The organism is Streptomyces sp. NBC_00457 (assembly GCF_036014015.1).
Classification (GTDB): Bacteria; Actinomycetota; Actinomycetes; order Streptomycetales; family Streptomycetaceae; genus Streptomyces.
The window spans coordinates 4,560,838-4,579,571 of sequence record NZ_CP107905.1 but is presented as its reverse complement, the minus strand read 5'-3'; the positions used below and the strand labels follow the sequence as shown (position 1 = coordinate 4,579,571).

Here is an 18,734-nt window from a genome sequence, read left to right as displayed (position 1 = left end):
TTGTATGGCACAGGTACGCGAGGTGTACTACGTCGACTACGGGGCGGACTTCGGGATCAGTGGCTTCGCCCGGAAGCTGCTTTCCCGTACGGCTCTTCGTCTCGACGAGCCGGTGGTGACCGCCTTCGCCGCGGCGGCTGCAGAGGACGATGACGACCGGCTCGGCGAGGATGTACGCCTTCTGCTGGATTCCCCCCTCCCGGACACGGTGATCCACGCCGTGTGGCTGGCCGCCGTAAGAAGATGCTTCGACCCGGTCGAGGAGGGCACGGGCCTGCGCACGTGGCTGCGACGCCTCTCGGATGTGTGCCCGCCGCAGACTCGAGAGCTTCATGCAAGCGAAGCGAAAGCCCTGGACGAGGTGCGACCGGTGGTGACGGAGGAGGAGCTGCGCAGGTCCGTGGCGGCGGAGATCGACCAGGCTGCAGCCGGACTGGAACGCGCCGTCGCGGTACCGGACATCGTTCCGGCGCTGCGGCAGGTCGTGAACCAGCTGAACGCCGACCTCGGATTCCGCTTGTTCTTGCGCGCCGCGAAGGCGTACTCCGTGCCGGTCGGGAAGGACCAGTACGACCGGCTTCTGAAGATCGGGGAACGACTGGCCTACCCCACGGCAGCCGTCTACGACGATCTGAATGTGAGATGGCCACCCATCGACCCAAGTCGGCGTGACTTCGAGCTCGGCCGCTTCGGCCTGCCCATGCTCGCGGCCGTGTTCTGGCAAGACGCGTGGCGGTATGAGGGCACCGTGCTGGAGAACATCCGGACCATCACCCATCGTGACCTCGGAGACGGCCCGGGCTCGCAGGCGGCGGTACTGCTGGAGGACGTACAACGTCTGCTGGGCTCCACACTGTCCGGCAACGCGGTCACCGCGCTGTGGCGGGCAGCCTCGGGGCGGTGGAACTATCCCGACGAATTCGACGCCGACGGGCGGGCATGGCTCGAACAGGTCGCGCAGGTGTGCAGAGAGCGACTGAAGGATGTCGACCCCGTCTACACGCCCCTCGTCTCGCCTGCCCGGGCCGAGCTGGCGAAGACGGTTCTGCGGGAGGTCCAGCAGGTCACCCCGGTGTTGACGGACAAGATCGCGAGCACTGACGCCGCCGCTGTCCGGGGCGTTGTGGCAGCGCTGAAGGACGTGGTCACAGCCATCGACCCCGACCTGGGCTTCCGCCTCCTCCTCCAGATTCTCCACGCGTGCGACGTCCCCATCACCGAAGCCCAGCGCACCCGCTACATGGTGATCGGGGAACGGTTCGGCTACAGCGAGGATCACATCGACGACCGGTTGCCCGGGCTCGAGGACGAGCGCATCGACCCTGACACGTCAGTCCGCGATCGATGCACTCCGTAGCCAGGTCAAGGAAGACGTCGTCCTACAGTCGCTGATGCGTCGGGACGTCCTTTGGGTCGGTCCGCAGACGGTCGGTCATCGACCAGCCGCGGCCTCTGCCCTGATGCCGGCCAGCAGCAGCCGCAGCCCGAACTGGAACTGTTCGGCTGACCCGACGACAAACAGTTCCTCGCCCGGGGCGGCGGCCCCGGGCAGCTCGCTCACTATGTCGCGTACCTGCTCCCAGCGCCGGTCCCGCACCCCCGCCTGGACCGCCATGGCCAGCGACGAGGCCAGGTAGGCGATGAGTGTCTGGAAGCTTCGTACCGCCGTGGCCGACGGCAGCCCGGCCGCCCCGAGCGCACCCAGCATGCCCACGGCGATCCGCCGCCCGTTCTCTCCCATGGGCGGACGCGCGGCCAGATGCGCGGTGATCCCCGGATGCCTCAGCGCGGCCTCGCGGATGGCGTCCGCGGTCACTGAGATGCGCTCATCCCACGGCATCCGGAGGTCGGCGTCCCTCACCTCGGCGACGGCGAGGTCGGCAACGGCGTCGAACAGGGCCTCACGGTTCGCGAAGTGCCGGTAGAGCGCCATGGGGTCACATCCCAGCTCCGCTGCGATCCGGCGCATCGTCATCGCCTCCGCACCGCCGCGATCGCCCACCTCCAGGGCTTTACGGACGATCAGTTCGGGGGTGAGGAAGCGAGTTTTGGCCATGCCTCCAGTCTCGCACCGTGTCTACGCCGTAGACATCCCGCCTTCACCATGTCTACGCTGTAGACAGAGTAGTAGTCGCTGTGGCGCTGAGCGCGCCGCCGATCCGAAGGAGGCGGAAAATGCCCACCACCCTTACTGTCGGCCGATGCGTGGCTGCCCTCATCAGCCTGGGAACGCTCGTCAATCTGCTCGTGAGCGATGTGGAGAGCGCCTTCGTCGCCCCCGATGTGCTGGTGAGCGCCGCACTGATCGCCGCTGCGGGGCTGTCGGCGGGGCGCGCGGTGCCGGTGCTCGCATCCGCGTTCGCACTGGCGTCCGGCGTGTTCACGGTGGCTGTGTTCTCCAATTTCGTCCGGGACGAGGTGGGAGTCGGGGTCCTCATACCCGCACTGATCAGCTTGGTCATGACCGTGATCTTCTCTTGGCGCATCGGCCTGCCTGCCCAGAGCGAGGCCCTCACCCGACGACCCGTCACTCACTCCCACTAGCCTCCACCGACTCCGGAGCGGTTCAGGGCGTCGTGAGAATGCCCACCACACCAACAAGTCGCTTACTGTTCGGCGGACTGCTGCTGGGTGGGGCGGTAGCGGAGCCGGTGATGTGGTCGACGCCGAGGGCAGCCGGGGCATTGTCCTGAAAACCCGCCGTTGTGAGGATCCCGACGCCCCGACTTCCTCGGCGGTGAGGGGGCTCGGAGTCTTGTCGCGCAGATGCGGACCCCTGTCCGTTGTCGGTCCTGCGGAGTGGATCAGCTCAGATTCTGCTGGCATTCCTTGAGCGCGAACTCTCCGAAGCTGTCCGCGATCTTCTCCATCAGCCCGCCGTCCAGGGCCCCTGGATTCCAGGTGAAGACGGGGTACTCGCCGTCGTCGTCGGGCTGGGAGGTGTCGAGCACGGCGAACAACCACACGTCGTCGAGCAGGACCACCATCAGTTCCGGCGGCATGCCGACGGTGGCCCGGGTGTCGAGGGTCTCGGCCACGGAGCCCAGGAGCACATCCCCGGCGCGTTCGGTCTCGTAGACACCGAGGAACTCTGTGGGCGGCACATCCCAAGTGCCGAACTCCTCGATCAGGAGCCGGTACGACGGCGGGAACGTCAGGCCCATCTCCCGCTCGGCACGGGCGATCATGTCGGGAGAACAGCCCTGGTGGCGCCTTGCCCTGTCCTCGTTGGCGCGAACCAAGTCGATGACCTGTCGGCTCGCTTCGATGCCCGTCATCCGCCGAAGTCCTTCGCTCGGTTGGCCCAGTACCGCTCCCGCGCTTGAAGCTCGGGTGGTCGATCCCGCTGAGGATCTTCGTCCCGCACTTCCAGTGGATGGTTTCGCTTTTCGTCGACTGGATCGAGCAGGTCACCTCGGCGATCGGACCTGGTTCTGCAGCATGTGGTGAAGCCGCATCTGCTTGTCGTCCGGACTGTACGGGGGCCTGCCGTTCCGCATCGACTCCAAATTGCTCAGGCGCTCCTTCTGCTAGGGCGACGTGTAGAGATCTTTAACTGTGCGAGTTGCATCGGGCGGTGACGGCTGGCGTGGGCCACGCTATGCCGGAGGTGGCTACGACGTCGTAATTCGGGGTCTGGCGCAAGTTTTGTGGTTCCGCCACTGTGTGTGAGGGGATCGCGCTGCTACGCGGGCTTATCGGGCGAAGACTTGAGGCGAGCTTCGGCGGAGAGGCCCACCGCACCATCGCTCAGCTTGAAGCAGGCCCCGCCGAGACCCTGCAACTTGGTTTCGGCGGAGCCTGCACATGGATGGATCAGGGCTGGAGGCCTATCACGTGGACCATGCTCCCGTGGCCGTGTCTGTCTGGTTCTTCGACGTCGAATCCCGCCGAGGTGAGAATCCCCAGAAGAGCAGCCTGCATCTGATTGAGCACCGTTTTGTGGTGGCGGACGACCCGAGGCGGGTTCGAGTAGTCGATTCCTTGCGCGAAGAGATCAAGAGCGGCGTCCTTCAGTTCCGCTTCCGTGCGCCAGTCCACGTACACCCCGCCTTCGACGAAGGGCGCTACGTGTACGTCCGCGCCGGGCCGACTTTGCGGCCCGCCGCTGAGGTCGCCCCGGTACACCGGAAGACCGGCACGTTGCAGTTCCCGACACACCCGCTCGGCCAGCGCCTGGCGCTGCTCGATGACCTCCGGCGAGGCTTTCGGGTGCACGTCGAATTCGGGTTCAGTCATGGGTCTCTCGTTCCTCGCCCTGCTGATCGGTCGTCGCAGCACGTGATGCACGTCTTCCGTCGGCCTGCCTGACGTACCTGTCCAGCAATTCCCTTGCCGCGTCCGCGTAGTCAGGGTGGTAAGGGACCGACCAGGTGACCGGTGTGCCCGGTTTGAGGCTGGCGGTCAATTCATCGGCACACTTGGGGCAGGGTTGCCGCTCAGTGTACAGAGCCTTGATGTTCTCGCCCGTGAATCCCTTTTCCTTCAGCATTGCCAGAATCGTTGTCTCCGAGTGGCCGTTGAAGCCGCTACTGGCGACTATGAAGTCACCGTTTTTGCCATTCCATCCCGGTACCTCCGCGACAGCGACGTTGTGATCCCCCTCGTAGAATCCGGAATCCTTCCTGAACTTGTAGGCCAACTTACTCAAGTCGTCGCTGTTGTAGCGGATTACCCCCGTGGGGCATCCCGCGGCGGTCGTTGCCGCTCGTGAGGCCAGAGGTGTGCGGGCGCTCTTGAGACAGGTCTTGACGATTCCGTCGAGTCCCTTGATCCCAATCGAGAGCACGACGTCGTCGGCCAGGCCGATGGAACGCAGGGCCTTGTAGGCGTCGGCGAAGCCGATGCCGGTCCGTGCGGCCGCGTCCAACGACCTCACCGCGTCCGCGATGGGCCTGAGGATCTTGCCTGCGAAGAGGCTGGCGACGTCAACGGCCGCCCAGGCGCAGCCGCCCCAGCTTCCGCCCGCTCCGCCGGGAGTGAGCTTCTGGACGCACTTGATCCAGCCCCCGAAGAGGATGTCGACCGGGTCGATGTTCTTGTTGTACTCCGCGATCGTGATGTTGCGAGTGACCTCGGTGGACAGTTCCTTGGTCGGGTGCTCGCCGAGGTACGTCGTCGCGCCCGAGGGGCAGGTGAACCGCTCCAGGTCCAGGTCTTCGGCGGTGCACATGTACAGGTCGAGGACCGCCTTGAACCGGATCTTCGAGGTGATCGTGCAGTCGCCCTTGTAGAAGAGCTTGTCGATCCACCCCTCGCAGCCGTCCGTCTGTTTCACGACCTGCGGATCGCCGATCGTCTCGAGATGGTCGACGACGTAGAACATGTTGCCGATGGCGGCGCCGTTCTCGTCGACGACGGTTCCCGTCTCGATCTGATGCGCGTTGTCCTGCTTCTCGGTCCGGTCGGCCGCTTCCTGGGCCTCCTTGGCGTACTTGTCGGCGTCCTTCGCCGCCTCTTCCGCCTCGGTCGCGGCCGTGTCGGCGCGGTCGGCTGCCGCGCGGGCGTCCTTGGCGGCCTCCTCGGCCAATGAGGCGGCCGTGCGGGCGGCTTCGGCGTCGAGGGCTGCCTGGTCGGCGGAGTCGCGGGCCGCCTTGGCGTGGCTTTCGGCGCGGCCTGCTGCCTTGTCGGCGGCTTCGGCGTCCACGGTGGCCTGGCGGTCGTACTCGATGGTGCGGGCCAGTGACGCGGTGGCCTTGGATGCGGCCGTGGCGGCCTCGGCGGCGTAGCCGAGGGCCTCGTTCGCGTAGCCGCGAGCGTCCGAGGCGTGTTTGGCGGCGTTCGCTGCGTGCTGGTGAGCGGCCTTAGCGTCGCCCTCCGCCTGGTCGGCGATCGCCTTGGATGCGGCAGCCTCCTCCTGGGCGTTCTTGGCGTGGGCCTGGGCGACGGCCTTCTGTTGCTCTGCGATCGACTTCGATGCCTGGCCCGTCAGCACCACCAGGCCCGCGGCCGAGTCGGTGGTGACATACGGGGAGCCGAGCTGGATGGCGTCATTGGCCGGCTTGGCGACTTGCGCGGCCGCCTTCCCGGCGTTCACCGCCGCCTGGGCGGTGACATGGGCGAAGCCCGCGGCCTTTGCCGAGGCCAGTACCGCCTTGGCGGCTTCCTTGCGCGCCTCGTCCGCATGGGACTTGGCGGTCTTGGCCTTCGCTTCCGCCTCGTCCGCCAGCTTCACCGCCGCGCGCGCTTCCGACGCAGCGTGCTGTGAGGCCTTGATCGCGTCCGCTGCGGCACTCGTCGCGGTCTTCACCGCGGCATCGGCCTTCAACTTCGCCGCCTGCGCGCCGTCCGCCGCGGCTCGGGCCCGCTTGGCGGCGGCCTCGGCGCGGGTGGCCGCCGCGTCCGCCTCTTCAGCCGCCTTGGTCGCTGCGTTCGCCTCCGAGCGCGCCTTGGTGGCGGCCGATTCGGCATCGTCCGCGTGCTTGTCGGCGTCATTGGCGGCGGCTCTGGCGGCGTCTGCTGCCTCGCCGGCGTCCAGGGAATCGGCGTATGCGGCCTTCGCGTCGGCCTTGGCGCGGACGGCGGCGGCCTTCTGCTCGGCGTCCCATGCGTCGTCCCGCATCGCCTTGGCGTGGTCGCGGGCCTTGATGGCGGCGTTCTTCTTCTCGACCGCCGTGGCTTCGGACGCTTCGGCCTCGTTCTTGGCGTTGTTCGCCTTCGTCGCCTCAGTCTCGGCGTTCTTCTTGTGCTGCGCGGCCTCGGCCTGCTTGGCGGCGGCCTTCTCCTTCTCCGCCTTCGCCGTCTTCTCTTCGGCCTCGGCAGCCAGGCGCTTGGCGTGGGCGTCGGCGGCGGCTGCCTTGGCCTCGCCCTCGGCCTTGAGGGCCACAGAGAGCTTGGCTTCTGCGGTCTCCTTGTCCTTCTTGGCGTTGTCGCGGTGCACCTTCGCGGCGTCGGCCGCGGCCTTGGCCTGCAATTCGGCCGTCTCAGCGGCCTTCTTGCGGAACTCCGCCTTCACCTGCGCGGCCTGTGCGAGCGCACGCTGAGCAATGGTCTGGCTGTCACCGCCGGAGGCGCGGGTGGCGGCCTCAGCGGTCTCGCCGGCCTTCACCATCGCCTCGAGTGCGGCGACCGCCCCCTTGGTGACCTGAGCCTTCTGCTGGCCGACCAGCAGGCCGCGGCCCCGGGGCGCACCATTGCCGTCGGCGATGGCGTAGGCGGCCTGCTCGGCGCTGTCGCTGGTGGACGCGGCCTTCTTCGCGACGGCGAGCTCCGTCTTGAGCACGGCCAGCTGCTTCGCCGCACCCGCCTGGCTGGCCGCGATGCCGGCCTTGGCCTTGTCGAACTGTGCCTTCGGTGGAACCGTGCCGTTGTGGCCGGTCGGCTCGACGTCGAACTGCTGCGGGCCGCTGCCGTTGCACGTCCACAGCCACGAGTTGTGGCCGTTGGCGTATTCGTGCAGGTCGAGGCACTTGTCGGTGCCGACGTTACGCAGGCTGGTGGTGGCGCGGAGGTTGAACTCCCACGTCTGCGCCGGGCTGCTGTTGCACGTCCAGATCTGGATCTTCGTGCCGTTGGCCGAGTCGCTGTTCGACACGTCCATGCACTTCAGCGAGTTGACGTTCTGAAGGTGCAGGCCCTTGTCGTCGCCGTAGACCTTCCACTTCTGCGCCGCCGAACCGTTGCACGTGTACAGCTGGACAGGAGTACCGCTGTCCTTCTTTCCCCCCTCGACATCCAGGCATTTGCCCTGAGCGGCATGGACCTCGATCACTGCCGGTGCATCCCCGACCCAGCCGGGCCCACCCGGAGACCAGTAGTCCTGCCAGCGCGCGAGACGGTCGGCCGTCCAGGACTGTCCCAGCAACTCACCCAGCGTCTTCGAGCCTGCGGCGAGAGCCTTGGTGGCGTCCTCGTTGGCGTCCAGGATCTGGTTGCGCTGCGTTGCCTGGGAGGTGATCTCCTGCTGCCATTCCGCCGACGCGGCGGCAACCTCCTTGCCGAGGACCTTGCTCGGGTCGATCGGGGTGCGCCAGGCGCACGCCGCGAACCGGGACTTGAGATCCTCGACCGCGATCCGGTGTTCGACGGTGCCCGGCTCGGACGCGGTGCGCGGGAAACCGCCGGAGGAAAGGAAGAGACGCGCATTGTCCGCGCTCATGGGCTCAAACGCCCCGTCGGTCAGCTTCTTCCAGGCCTGGTGTTCCGCGTACGCCTGCTGCCATTCGGGAGTGGGCAGCGACGAGTCAGGGGACTGGCCGTAGAGCGGGGTGCCCAGGTCGGTGACGGCCTTGACCGTCTTGTCGTCGGCCTTCGCCGTCGGATCCTTGTAGAAGTCGCTCTCGTCCGTCCAGAACCGGGCCGAGATCCACTTCGTCAGGCCGGTCTGGGCGTAGAAGTCCTCCTTCCCGTCACCGGGCGACCCGGGCGGCCAGTGGAAGTCGGTCTCGGTGAAACCGGCCGGAGTCGTCAGTCCCTCCAGCGGCTTGTGCCATGCGTTGACGCGGGCTGCGAGCGCCGACTGTTCCGCGTCCGCGGCGGCCTGGTCCTGGTCGAACGCCTTGGACAGTGGGGTGTCGTTCCAGTACTCGCGGTTGGCCGCGGTGCGCAGCTTGTCGGGAGTCTGGCCGAGGGCGGCCTGAGCGGTGCTGAACATGGCCCGGCCGCCCGTGCGCAGCGCGTCGGCCATCAGGCACTGGTCCTGGCGGAGTTGTTCAGCCGCCGTGGCGTCGAAGCCGTCGTAGCTGTCTGCCACGGGGGTGCTGCCGTCCGCCGCGTCCCGGTCGGGCGGGACGGACTGGACGGCCAGGCCGCTCAGCACGGCCACGGCCACAGCGGACGACACGATGGGGGTCAGGAACCGGGTCTTTCGCAGTTTGGGTATGCGGTGTCCTGGTCTGGGTCTGAAGCGCAAGAGGGCATCCCTTCTTCGTCATAGGGGCGGGCGAGGCCCGAAGAGAGGGGGAACTGTGCGGTGCGGGTCAGGGACAGCGCACTGTGCGGCTCTGGCCGGTCTGTGCGAATGGCAGCAGATGCGCAGGCATGACGAAGTGGTCCCTCCCCGTGTGGCGACGCTGTTCCCCCGGTCGCCGATTGACGCGCACGATGGCGGGCTGGTCAGCTCCGCTGCGCGCGGCGATCACGATAGGCGTGCGTCATGGGCATGTAACAGGGGGTAAGCCCGATCGCACCTGGGCCTGGCGCGAAGTCGCGCCTCCCGTGGTCGCACTCCCGGGCATGTAAATGTCGTGCGTGACTTGCGAGTTATTTGTGTGTGTCACGTGAAGTGGAGGGGAGAGGGAGGGCTGCATGTCGGTCAGAACTGGCTGAATGTCGCGTGTGTCTGCGCTTCGGGCAGATGCTCGGCGGAGCGTTCGTACTGTGGTGGGAATTTCTGAAATCGGGCAGGCGGAGGCCGTTTCGGGCGTGGGTTCGGTCGTAGGCTGCCGCGCATGTGCGGAATCGTGGGATACGTGGGGTCGCAGTCGGCGCTTGATGTGGTGATGGCCGGGCTGAAGCGGCTGGAGTACCGGGGGTATGACTCGGCGGGTGTCGCCGTGCTCTCGGACGGTGGGATGGCGGCTGCGAAGAGGGCCGGGAAGCTGGTCAATCTGGAGAAGGAACTCCTTGAGCGGCCGTTGCCGACCGGTTTGACGGGGATCGGGCATACGCGGTGGGCCACGCATGGGGGGCCGACCGATGCGAATGCTCATCCGCATCTCGACAACGCGGGGCGCGTCGCCGTCGTGCACAACGGGATCATCGAGAACTTCGCTCTCTTGAGGGCCGAGTTGGAGGAGCGGGGGCATGAGCTGGCCTCCGAGACCGACACCGAGGTCGTCGCCCATCTGCTCGCCGAGGAGTTCTCGTCCTGCGCCGATCTCGCGGAGGCGATGCGGCTGGTGTGCCGGCGGTTGGAGGGGGCGTTCACGCTGGTCGCCGTGCATGCGGATGAGCCCGATGTGGTGGTGGGGGCGCGGCGGAACTCGCCGCTCGTGGTGGGGGTTGGGGAGGGGGAGGCGTTTCTCGCCTCCGATGTCGCCGCGTTCATCGCTCACACGCGGTCCGCGATCGAGCTGGGGCAGGACCAGGTCGTCGAGTTGCGGCGGGACGGGGTGACCGTGACCGGGTTCGACGGGCGGCCCGCCGAGGTGCGGTCGTATCACGTCGACTGGGACGCGTCCGCCGCGGAAAAGGGCGGCTACGACTACTTCATGCTCAAGGAGATCGCCGAGCAGCCGAAGGCCGTCGCCGACACGTTGCTGGGCCGCATCGATGCGGCCGGTTCGCTGACGCTGGACGAGGTGCGGATCGCTCCTCAGGTGCTGCGGGAAGTCGACAAGGTCGTCATCGTGGCCTGCGGTACGGCCTTTCACGCCGGGCTCATCGCCAAGTACGCCATCGAGCACTGGACGCGGATTCCGTGCGAGGTGGAGCTGGCGAGCGAGTTCCGGTACCGGGATCCGATCCTCGACCCGCAGTCGCTCGTCATCGCGATCTCGCAGTCCGGCGAGACCATGGACACGCTGATGGCCCTACGGCACGCCCGCGAGCAGGGGTCCAAGGTGCTGGCCATCTGCAACACGAACGGGTCGACCATTCCCCGTGAGTCCGACGCCGTTCTCTACACCCATGCCGGTCCTGAGGTGGCCGTCGCTTCGACCAAGGCCTTTCTGACACAGCTCGTGGCCTGCTATCTCGTCGCCCTCTATCTCGGGCAGGTGCGCGGGACCAAATGGGGTGACGAGATCCGGGACGTGATCCGGGACCTGTCCGAGATCTCCGGTGCGGTCGAGCGGGTGCTGGAGACCATGGAGCCCGTACGGGAGCTTGCGCGCACCCTTGCCGAGAAGGACACGGTGTTGTTCCTGGGGCGGCACGTGGGGTATCCGGTCGCGCTGGAGGGGGCGTTGAAGCTCAAGGAGCTTGCTTACATGCACGCCGAGGGCTTTGCGGCGGGGGAGTTGAAGCACGGGCCGATCGCCCTCATCGAGGACGATCTGCCGGTGGTGGTTGTGGTGCCTTCGCCTCGGGGGCGGTCCGTTCTCCACGACAAGATCGTGTCCAACATCCAGGAGATCCGGGCGCGGGGGGCGCAGACCATCGTCATCGCGGAGGAGGGGGACGAGGCGGTGGTGCCGTATGCGGATCACTTGATTCGGATTCCGGCTACGCCGACGTTGCTGCAGCCGTTGGTGGCCACGGTGCCGCTTCAGGTGTTCGCGTGTGAGCTGGCCACCGCCCGGGGGAACGAGGTGGATCAGCCTCGGAACCTGGCGAAGTCGGTGACGGTGGAGTGAGCCGGCTTTAGGGCTTCGATGAAGGTGGTGAAGGCTCCGGCCGGGAAGGTGATGGTCGCGCTGGCCGGGGTCTTTGTGTCGCGGATGGCTATGTGGGTGGGGGAGTTGGCGACCTCTACGCACTCGTTGCCGTCGCCCTCACCCGAATAGGACGACTTCCGCCAGTTGTCGGAGGTGGTCATGGATGCCTCACAGCTCTTTCGCCAGCTTGTGGATGAAGTCACGCGACGGTTCAGGGTCGAGTGATACAGCCTCCACCTTACGGAAGCGCGTTCGATAAACGTTGAGCTGAGCCTCGGAATCGATGAGTACTGAGCCATGGGGTGCGTCGCGCACCACGGTGTCCAGTTTGGGTAGGGGGCCGCCCACGTACGTCATCGTGCTGGAGGCTGTCGCGAAGCCGTCCAGGTCGAAGGGGATGACGCGCACGGTGATGTGGTCTGCTTCGGAGAGCCCGAGGAGTCGGGTGAGTTGGGCCCTTGCGGCGGCGCGGTCGCTGACTCGGATCCGAAGTGCCGCCTCGTGGATCACCGCTTCGTACGGGACGGTGAAATCCTGACGGGCCTTTCGGTGTTGGATGCGCAACTCGACTTCGTCACTGGTCAGTTCCGGGAGTCTGGACGAGAAGACGGCACGCGAGTAGTCCTCCGTCTGCAGCAGGCCGGGCACGTACAGGATTGCCACGTGGCGTAGGAACCGGGCGTGGTGCTCAAGCTCGGACAGGTCCAGGAAGGGCGTGGGGAGCAGACCCCGGAACTGCTCCCACCAGCCGCGTGTCCGGTCGGTGGCCATCGTGACGAGGGCGTTGATGAACTCGTCGTCCGTGCAGGCGTAATGGGATGCGAGGCGGCGAAGTCGCTGCTCGCTCACGCCCGCGAGGCCCGATTCGATGTGGGTGATCTGGGCGGGGCTCACTCCGAGCAGTGCTGCCGCCTGGCGGGCGTTGAGGTCTGCCGCCTCACGGAGTCTGCGCAGTTCGGTCGCCAGTCGCATCTGGCGTGCTGTCGGTTCGCGCCTCAAAGCTCTCGACGGCTCCTTGCTTCAACGCGCCTATGGGCGCGACTCGTTCGGTGTCAGATTACGCGATCGGCTTGCTGCGTCTCTAGATTTAGATCTACTGTCGGTGATGAAAGGAGCACGCTGCGGAAGCGCACCGCTCCGTCCTGCCACGACGGCTGCGGCACTGCCACCGCACCTTCCCACCACCCCGAACGGAGCTCACGCATGCCCGAAACCGAGCCCTGGGAGTACACGCTCTACATCCCGAACGATGTCCGAGCCGTCACCGTCTCCCGCCGCACCCTCCGCCTCATCCTCACCATGCACGGCCTCATCAGCCTCGTCGACACCGCGGAGCTTCTCGCCACCGAGCTGATCGCCAACGCCGTACGCCACACCAAGGGGCCCGCGGCCCTACGGGTGCGGTGGGCGGCTGGTGTGCTGCGGATCGGGGCGTGGGATGCGGATCCCGAACCGCCGGAACCGCCAGGGGGGTTGGAGCAACTCGGGGAAGCCGAGGAAGGGCGCGGGCTGGCTCTCGTACGGGCCTGCGCCGATGTGTGGGGCTGGCAGCCGCTGACCAGACACGGCAACCGCGGCAAATACGTGTGGTGTGAGCTGACTTCAGCGGCGTGAACGTTTCCCGCTTCCGGGCAGTCCGCCCAGTGATCAATCTACGGTGCCTGCATGGAAGGAAGACATGTCGTTCGTCAGCTACTTCCCCGGTCGGGGAACTGTCCGTGAGACGGCTTACCGGGAAGGCAAGGCAGAGGGCGAGGCCAAAGGGATTCTGTCCGTGCTGGAGGTGCGTGGTATCCCCGTATCGGACAGTGTGCGCGAGCGGATCACCAGCTGCACCGATCTCGACCGCATGGACGCCTGGCTGGAGCGATCCCGCACGGTCGGGCGGGCCGAGGACCTGTTCGCCGAGGACTCGGAGGTTCCGGGGACCGGTCCGGGGCGCCCGGTGGGTCGTAGAGTGCCCGGGTGAGCATCATCGGGGTCGGTATCGACGTGGCCGAGATCGATCGGTTCGCGGCTTCGCTCAAGCGGACGCCTGGGCTGGCTGAACGGCTGTTTTTGAAGAGTGAGTTGCTGTTGCCCAGTGGGGAGCGGCGGGGGGTCGCCTCGCTCGCCGCCCGCTTTGCGGCCAAGGAGGCGGTGGCCAAGGCGTTGGGGGCGCCGGCGGGGCTGCTGTGGACCGATGCCGAGGTTTTCGTCGAGGACAGCGGGCAGCCGCGGTTGCGGGTGACGGGGACGGTGGCGGCGCGGGCGGCGGAGCTGGGGGTGCGGTCCTGGCATGTGTCGTTGAGCCATGACGCGGGGGTGGCCTCTGCCGTGGTCGTGGCTGAGGCGTAGTGGGCGAGCGCTCCGTGACCTGAAGAAGTGGCCGTTTCGAGAGAGACTCGATTCCATGCGTACTGCGTACAGCGTGGAGACGGTCAGGGCTGCCGAGCGGGAACTCATGGCACGGCTGCCCGAGGGGGCGTTGATGCAGCGGGCCGCGGCCGGACTGGCCGTTGCCTGCGGGCAGTTGATGGGGCGGGTGTACGGCAGCCGGGTGGTGCTGCTGGTCGGGAGTGGGGACAACGGCGGCGACGCGCTGTACGCGGGGGCCCGGCTGGCCCGGCGTGGTGCGGGGGTCTCGGCGGTGCTGCTGTCGCCCGAGCGGGCGCACGCCGGAGGGCTCGCGGCGCTGCGCCGGGCGGGTGGCCGGGCCGTGCGCCCGGGGGATGCCGAGGAGTTGATCGCGGCGGCCGATCTCGTCGTCGACGGCATCGTCGGGATCGGTGGGAAGGGTGGGCTGCGGGCGGAGGCGGTGCCGTTGGCAACGGTAGTCGCGGATTCGCTTGCTGCCGTTGTCGCCGTCGATCTGCCCAGTGGCGTCGACGCCGACACCGGTGAGGTGCGGGGTGCGGCCATCCGCGCCGATCTGACCGTGACCTTCGGGACGCACAAGCCGGGGTTGCTGATCGATCCGGCGCGGGAGTACGCCGGGTCGGTACGGCTCGTCGACATCGGGCTCGAACTGCCTGTCGAGGCCGAGTTGGAGGCTTTGCAGCACGCCGATGTGGCGGCGCTGCTGCCGGTGCCGGGCGGGGAGAGCGACAAGTACCGGCGGGGCGTCGTCGGGATCGCCGCCGGGTCCGCGCGGTATCCGGGGGCGGCGGTGCTGGCTGTGGCGGGGGCGTTGCGGGGTGGGGCCGGGGCCGTGCGGTACGTCGGGCCGGCCGCGGATGCCGTGATCTCCCGTTTCCCCGAGACGCTGGTGTCCGACAAGGGGCCCAAGCAGGCGGGGCGGGTGCAGGCGTGGGTCGTGGGGCCTGGGGCCGGGGACGATGCGTCGGCTGTGGGGGAGGTGTTGCGGGCGGATGTGCCGGTGCTGGTGGATGCGGACGGGTTGCGGCTTGCGGATCCGGATGTCGTACGTCGTCGTAACGCGCCGACGCTGATGACTCCCCATGCTGGGGAAGCCGCCGCGCTGTTGGGGGTTGCGCGGGAGGAGGTCGAGGGGGCTCGGCTGTTCTTCGCGCGGGAGTTGGCGGGGCGGTATGCGGCGGCGGTGTTGCTGAAGGGGTCGACGACGTTGGTTGTGGATGCGGGGGGTGGGGCGGCGGTGAGGGTGAATCCGACGGGGACGGCTTGGCTGGCGACCGCGGGGAGTGGGGACGTGTTGTCGGGGCTGGCGGGGTCTTTGCTGGCGGCGGGGCTTTCGGCTGTCGATGCGGGGAGTGTGGCGGCGTATCTGCATGGGTTGGCGGGGCGGTTTGCGGCGGATGGGGCGCCGGTGGGGGCGCATGACGTTGCCGAGGCGATTCCGGGGGCGTGGAGGGATGTACGGGGGTGAGGGGGCGTGGGCTGTGTGGCGCCCGGGGTGAGGGCTGGGCGGGGGTAGGTCGCGCTGCGGCGGCGTGAGGGCTGAGGCGGGGTGGGTCGCGCAGCCCGGCGCTTACGGGGTGCCGCCTGCGCCCACCCGTGCCGCCCCAGGCGGCACGCATGCCCGCAGCTTGGCGGACAGGCACCGTCCCCGCGGCACGTATGCCCGCAGCTTGGCGGGCGGCTGCGTACGGGTGATGTCTGCCGCGCGGCTCCCCGGTGTCGTCGAGGCCGCGCGCTTATGTGAGCGCATGATCAGTGGACGTCTTGTGCGCCGGAGTGTCGCGGTTTTGTTGGCCGTTGTCACTGTGATTCCTGTGGGGAGCGCCGCTGCGGAACCTGGGCCGAATGCAGCTGGTGTGGAAGGGGAGTTGGTGCCGGGGGAGAGTGCGACCGGCGATGAATTGGATGCCGTCGAGACGGAGCTCAGGGACGCGGCCGACAGAGCTTATGCATTTCTTGAGGATGTTCCGGTCGACGAGGAGATCGTGCCGGACAGCTGCCCCGACTTCACCGGGCCTTATCAGCGGCAGGTCGAGCGGTACCTGAAGTTGAAGGTGGACGGGAAGCAGTCGGAGAGGGACTGCGACGCGATCCGGGCGTTTCAGGAGAAGCAGGGTATCGAGGTCGACGGATATGCCGGGCCCCTTACGTGGGCGTGGACGCAGGTCGCCGCCGCGAAGAAGAACCCCAATGCCGCGAAGAAGTGCCCGGTACGGACGTATCGCGTCGCCTGTGTCGATCTCAGCCGGCAACTGACCTGGGTGCAGAAGGGGAAGAAGGTCGTCTTCGGGCCGGTGCCCATGCGCAGTGGGCGGGCCGGGCATCGGACTCGTGTCGGATGGCACACGATCCACTGGCGGCACAAGAATCACTACTCGACGCTCTACAAGTCCCCTATGCCGTACGCCCAGTTCTTCAGCGGCGGTCAGGCATTCCACGCCGTCCACGGCACCATCTTCACCACCGTCGGCTCCCGAGGCTGCGTCAGCTTGCGCCACGGCGACGCCCGCAAGCTGTGGGGCCTGCTGAAGAAGGGCGATCGGGTGTACGTATGGGGGCGTCGGCCGATCTGAGCGCGAGGCGACGGCCGTAACTCGTGTGCGCGCGTTGTGATTGCGGCCGTCGCTCGCAAACGGTGGGCGGGAAATTGGCGCTTCCTAGGTGAAGAAACCACCGAAGGGAGCAATACCGGTCGGCCGAGTGTGCGGAGAAGAAATGGGGGATGGTTCGCTGGCGGCATGAGTGAATCAGACATACGTGATGCTACTCGGCGTGAAGTGCTGGGAGGGGCGGCCGTTGTTCTGGGGGGCGCCGTCCTTGGGAAGCGCGCGAGCGATTCTGATTCGGGTGACTGGGGTGAGGAACCGGCCGGGAGTTGTGGCATCGAGTACGACGAGGAATTCGAGGCCCTGCTCGCGGACGTGGAGGAACCCCAGGACTGGGTGGACCCGGACGAAGACGTGTACCGCGCCCCGAAGAAATGGCGCCGTCCGGTACGGCGGCGGGTCAAGGTCACGGCGCGTTACCGGATGCGGGGGAGTTGGGCGGTCGGGTATCACACCGGAATCGACCTCGCCGTACCGAAGGGAACCCCGGTCTATTCGGTGGGCCCCGGTGTCGTGGTGCTGGCCCGGTGGTCGGGGTCGTACGGCAAGGCCGTGACGGTGAAGATGAGTGACCGCCGCTATGTCGTCTACGCCCATCTGTCGCGTATCTCCGTGGAACGGGGCGACAAGGTCCGGCCCGGCACGCGGCTCGGCAACAGCGGCAGCACCGGCCGTGCCACCGGACCGCATCTGCATTTCGAGGTGCGCACCCGCCGCAAGTACGGCTCGGACATCGACCCGGTGAAATACCTGGCCCGGCACGGACTGCGCCTCTGACCCGCCCGCACGGTGCCGCAGCGGCGATGGGGTCCCGGCGAGTGGTGCGGCGGCCTGCGGAGCGCACGTCTCCGCGGGCCGCGGCAGCAACGCGTCGACGGGTCCCGGCGGGCGTGCGGCACCAGGCCCTGGCGCCGGGCGCGGACGGCCGCTGCGCGGCGCAGCGGGCCGTCCGGCTCGGGCGTCTCCGTGTGGGGCCTGGTGTGGGTGGTTGCTGCGTGGCGGGCAGGGGGGTTCGGTCCGGGCATCTCCGTGCGGGGCCCGGTGTGGACGGTTGCTGCATCGCGCACAGGGCCCCCGGCCCGGGCACCTCATGCGGGCAGTCGCGCGTGATGGCCGGGCGCGGACGGCCGCTGCGTCGCGCACAGGGCCCCCGGCCCGGGCATCTCATGTGGGCCGGCGCGGCCAGGATTCCCCTGCTACTCGGCGGGACGCCGTCGCGGCGGCCGCCGGCGGCCGGAGAGCTCGGCCGTCAGACCCCTCTGAGACACTGGGGGCGCCATGACTGAGAACGCACCACCGCCGACCGCCCCGCTGCGTGCCCGCGCCGAGATCGATCTGGCCGCGCTGCGGGCCAATGTGCGGGTCCTGCGCGCCCTGGCACCGGGTGCGCAGCTGATGGCCGTGGTGAAGTCCGACGCCTACGGCCATGGCGCGGTGCCGTGCGCCCGTGCGGCCGTCGAGGCCGGGGCGAGCTGGCTGGGAACCGCCACTCCCGAGGAGGCCCTCGCGCTGCGGGCCGCCGGTGTGCCGGGGCGGATCATGTGCTGGCTGTGGACCCCGGGCGGGCCCTGGCGCGAGGCCATCGAGGCCGATCTCGATGTATCCGTCAGCGGTATGTGGGCTCTACAGGAAGTGACCGCTGCCGCTCAGCAGACGACGACCCGCACCCGCACCCCCGCCCGGGTCCAGCTCAAGGCCGACACCGGACTCGGGCGAGGCGGCTGCCAGCCCGGTGGCGACTGGGCCGAGCTGGTCGGCGCCGCCCTGCGCGCCGAGCAGGACGGACTCATCCGCATCACCGGGCTCTGGTCGCACTTCGCCTGCGCCGACGAGCCCGGGCATCCCTCCATCGACGCCCAGCTCGGCCGCTTCCGGGAGATGGTGTCGTATGCGGAGGGGCAGGGCGTTCGGCCCGAGGTGCGGCACATCGCCAACTCGCCGGCCACGCTCACCATCCCCGACAGCCACTTCGACCTCGTCCGCGCCGGGATCGCCGTCTACGGCATCTCGCCCAGCCCGGAGATCGGCGGCCCGGCCGACTTCGGACTGCGGCCGGTGATGACGCTGTCGGCGTCGGTCGCGTTGGTGAAGCACGTTCCGGGCGGTCACGGCGTGAGTTACGGGCATCACTACACCACCCCCGGCGAGACCACCCTGGGCCTGGTGCCCGTGGGATACGCGGACGGCATCCCGCGGCACGCCTCCGGGACCGGGCCGGTCATGATCGGCGGCAAGTGGCGTACGGTCGCGGGGCGGATCGCGATGGATCAGTTCGTCGTGGATCTGGGGGGCGACGAGCCCGTGACCGGGACCGAGGCGGTCCTGTTCGGGCCCGGCGACCGCGGTGAGCCCACCGCCGAGGACTGGGCGCAGGCCGCGGGCACCATCGCGTACGAAATCGTCACCCGCATCGGAACCCGTGTCCCCCGCGTCTATGTGAACGAGGAACAAGCGGGGTAGACGCCAGGAGGCGTGCACCGCAGTCATCCACCGCCATCCGGCGACCAGCAGT

The 18,734-nt window shown here is 68.2% G+C and carries 17 protein-coding genes; 10 read left to right on the top strand and 7 right to left on the bottom strand.

The genetic code is table 11. The features are described 5' to 3' along the window. Positions 1 to 4: 4 nt before the first annotated feature. A complete protein-coding gene (locus tag OG828_RS20565; RefSeq protein WP_328501963.1) occupies positions 5 to 1,357 on the top strand; it encodes a hypothetical protein in 1,353 nt (450 codons plus the stop codon). A gap of 75 nt (positions 1,358 to 1,432) precedes the next feature. On the opposite strand, the gene OG828_RS20560 is transcribed toward OG828_RS20565, so the two are convergent. Beyond that, complete coding sequence (locus OG828_RS20560; RefSeq protein ID WP_328501962.1) at positions 1,433 to 2,056, bottom strand: TetR/AcrR family transcriptional regulator; 624 nt, start codon at positions 2,054 to 2,056, stop codon at positions 1,433 to 1,435. 119 nt (positions 2,057 to 2,175) lie between these two features. Between OG828_RS20560 and OG828_RS20555 the strand changes: the two genes are divergently transcribed. Next, positions 2,176 to 2,544, top strand: coding sequence for a hypothetical protein (locus tag OG828_RS20555; protein ID WP_328501961.1), 369 nt, complete (start codon positions 2,176 to 2,178; stop codon positions 2,542 to 2,544). Positions 2,545 to 2,804: 260 nt separating this feature from the next. Here OG828_RS20555 and OG828_RS20550 read toward each other — a convergent pair whose 3' ends face one another. The 4 genes from OG828_RS20550 to OG828_RS20540 form a co-directional block, all read right to left on the bottom strand. After that, on the bottom strand, positions 2,805 to 3,278 hold the full coding sequence (locus OG828_RS20550; RefSeq protein ID WP_328501960.1) for an SMI1/KNR4 family protein: 474 nt from the start codon (positions 3,276 to 3,278) through the stop codon (positions 2,805 to 2,807). A 132-nt stretch (positions 3,279 to 3,410) separates the two neighbouring features. Next, on the bottom strand, positions 3,411 to 3,500 hold the full coding sequence (locus OG828_RS49570; protein WP_443062421.1) for a hypothetical protein: 90 nt from the start codon (positions 3,498 to 3,500) through the stop codon (positions 3,411 to 3,413). 316 nt (positions 3,501 to 3,816) lie between these two features. Continuing rightward, a complete protein-coding gene (locus tag OG828_RS20545; RefSeq protein ID WP_328501959.1) occupies positions 3,817 to 4,239 on the bottom strand; it encodes a hypothetical protein in 423 nt (140 codons plus the stop codon). Beyond that, positions 4,232 to 8,626, bottom strand: coding sequence for a ricin-type beta-trefoil lectin domain protein (locus OG828_RS20540; RefSeq protein ID WP_328504906.1), 4,395 nt, complete (start codon positions 8,624 to 8,626; stop codon positions 4,232 to 4,234). The genes OG828_RS20545 and OG828_RS20540 overlap by 8 nt, the downstream gene beginning before the upstream one ends. A 763-nt stretch (positions 8,627 to 9,389) precedes the next feature. On the opposite strand from OG828_RS20540, the gene glmS reads away from it, so the two are divergent. Beyond that, positions 9,390 to 11,237 carry a glutamine--fructose-6-phosphate transaminase (isomerizing) gene (gene glmS, locus OG828_RS20535; protein ID WP_328501958.1) on the top strand — a complete coding sequence of 616 codons (1,848 nt, stop codon included), beginning with the start codon at positions 9,390 to 9,392 and terminating at the stop codon, positions 11,235 to 11,237. On the opposite strand, the gene OG828_RS20530 is transcribed toward glmS, so the two are convergent. Continuing rightward, on the bottom strand, positions 11,198 to 11,419 hold the full coding sequence (locus OG828_RS20530; protein ID WP_328501957.1) for a DUF397 domain-containing protein: 222 nt from the start codon (positions 11,417 to 11,419) through the stop codon (positions 11,198 to 11,200). The two genes, glmS and OG828_RS20530, sit on opposite strands and share 40 nt — an antisense overlap. Positions 11,420 to 11,426: 7 nt before the next feature. Further along, on the bottom strand, positions 11,427 to 12,230 hold the full coding sequence (locus OG828_RS20525; protein ID WP_328501956.1) for a helix-turn-helix domain-containing protein: 804 nt from the start codon (positions 12,228 to 12,230) through the stop codon (positions 11,427 to 11,429). 231 nt (positions 12,231 to 12,461) lie between these two features. On the opposite strand from OG828_RS20525, the gene OG828_RS20520 reads away from it, so the two are divergent. The 7 genes from OG828_RS20520 to alr all read left to right on the top strand — a co-directional run bounded on the left by OG828_RS20520 (position 12,462) and on the right by alr (position 18,682). Then, positions 12,462 to 12,872, top strand: a complete 411-nt coding sequence (locus OG828_RS20520) for an ATP-binding protein (RefSeq protein WP_328501955.1) — start codon at positions 12,462 to 12,464, stop codon at positions 12,870 to 12,872. A 64-nt stretch (positions 12,873 to 12,936) separates the two neighbouring features. After that, positions 12,937 to 13,227 carry a hypothetical protein gene (locus OG828_RS20515; RefSeq protein ID WP_328501954.1) on the top strand — a complete coding sequence of 97 codons (291 nt, stop codon included), beginning with the start codon at positions 12,937 to 12,939 and terminating at the stop codon, positions 13,225 to 13,227. After that, the gene (locus OG828_RS20510) at positions 13,224 to 13,595 is read left to right on the top strand and encodes a holo-ACP synthase (RefSeq protein ID WP_328438989.1); all 372 of its coding nucleotides are present in this window, start codon (positions 13,224 to 13,226) and stop codon (positions 13,593 to 13,595) included. The genes OG828_RS20515 and OG828_RS20510 overlap by 4 nt, the downstream gene beginning before the upstream one ends. Positions 13,596 to 13,650: 55 nt before the next feature. Beyond that, entirely contained in the window at positions 13,651 to 15,084 is a 1,434-nt protein-coding gene (locus OG828_RS20505; protein WP_328501953.1) for an NAD(P)H-hydrate dehydratase, read from the top strand. 280 nt (positions 15,085 to 15,364) lie between these two features. Further along, a complete protein-coding gene (locus OG828_RS20500; protein ID WP_328501952.1) occupies positions 15,365 to 16,189 on the top strand; it encodes a L,D-transpeptidase family protein in 825 nt (274 codons plus the stop codon). A 165-nt stretch (positions 16,190 to 16,354) separates the two neighbouring features. After that, positions 16,355 to 16,999 carry a M23 family metallopeptidase gene (locus OG828_RS20495; RefSeq protein ID WP_328358724.1) on the top strand — a complete coding sequence of 215 codons (645 nt, stop codon included), beginning with the start codon at positions 16,355 to 16,357 and terminating at the stop codon, positions 16,997 to 16,999. Positions 17,000 to 17,500: 501 nt separating this feature from the next. Further along, the gene (alr, locus tag OG828_RS20490; protein WP_328501951.1) at positions 17,501 to 18,682 is read left to right on the top strand and encodes an alanine racemase; all 1,182 of its coding nucleotides are present in this window, start codon (positions 17,501 to 17,503) and stop codon (positions 18,680 to 18,682) included. The last annotated feature ends 52 nt before the right edge of the window (positions 18,683 to 18,734 follow it).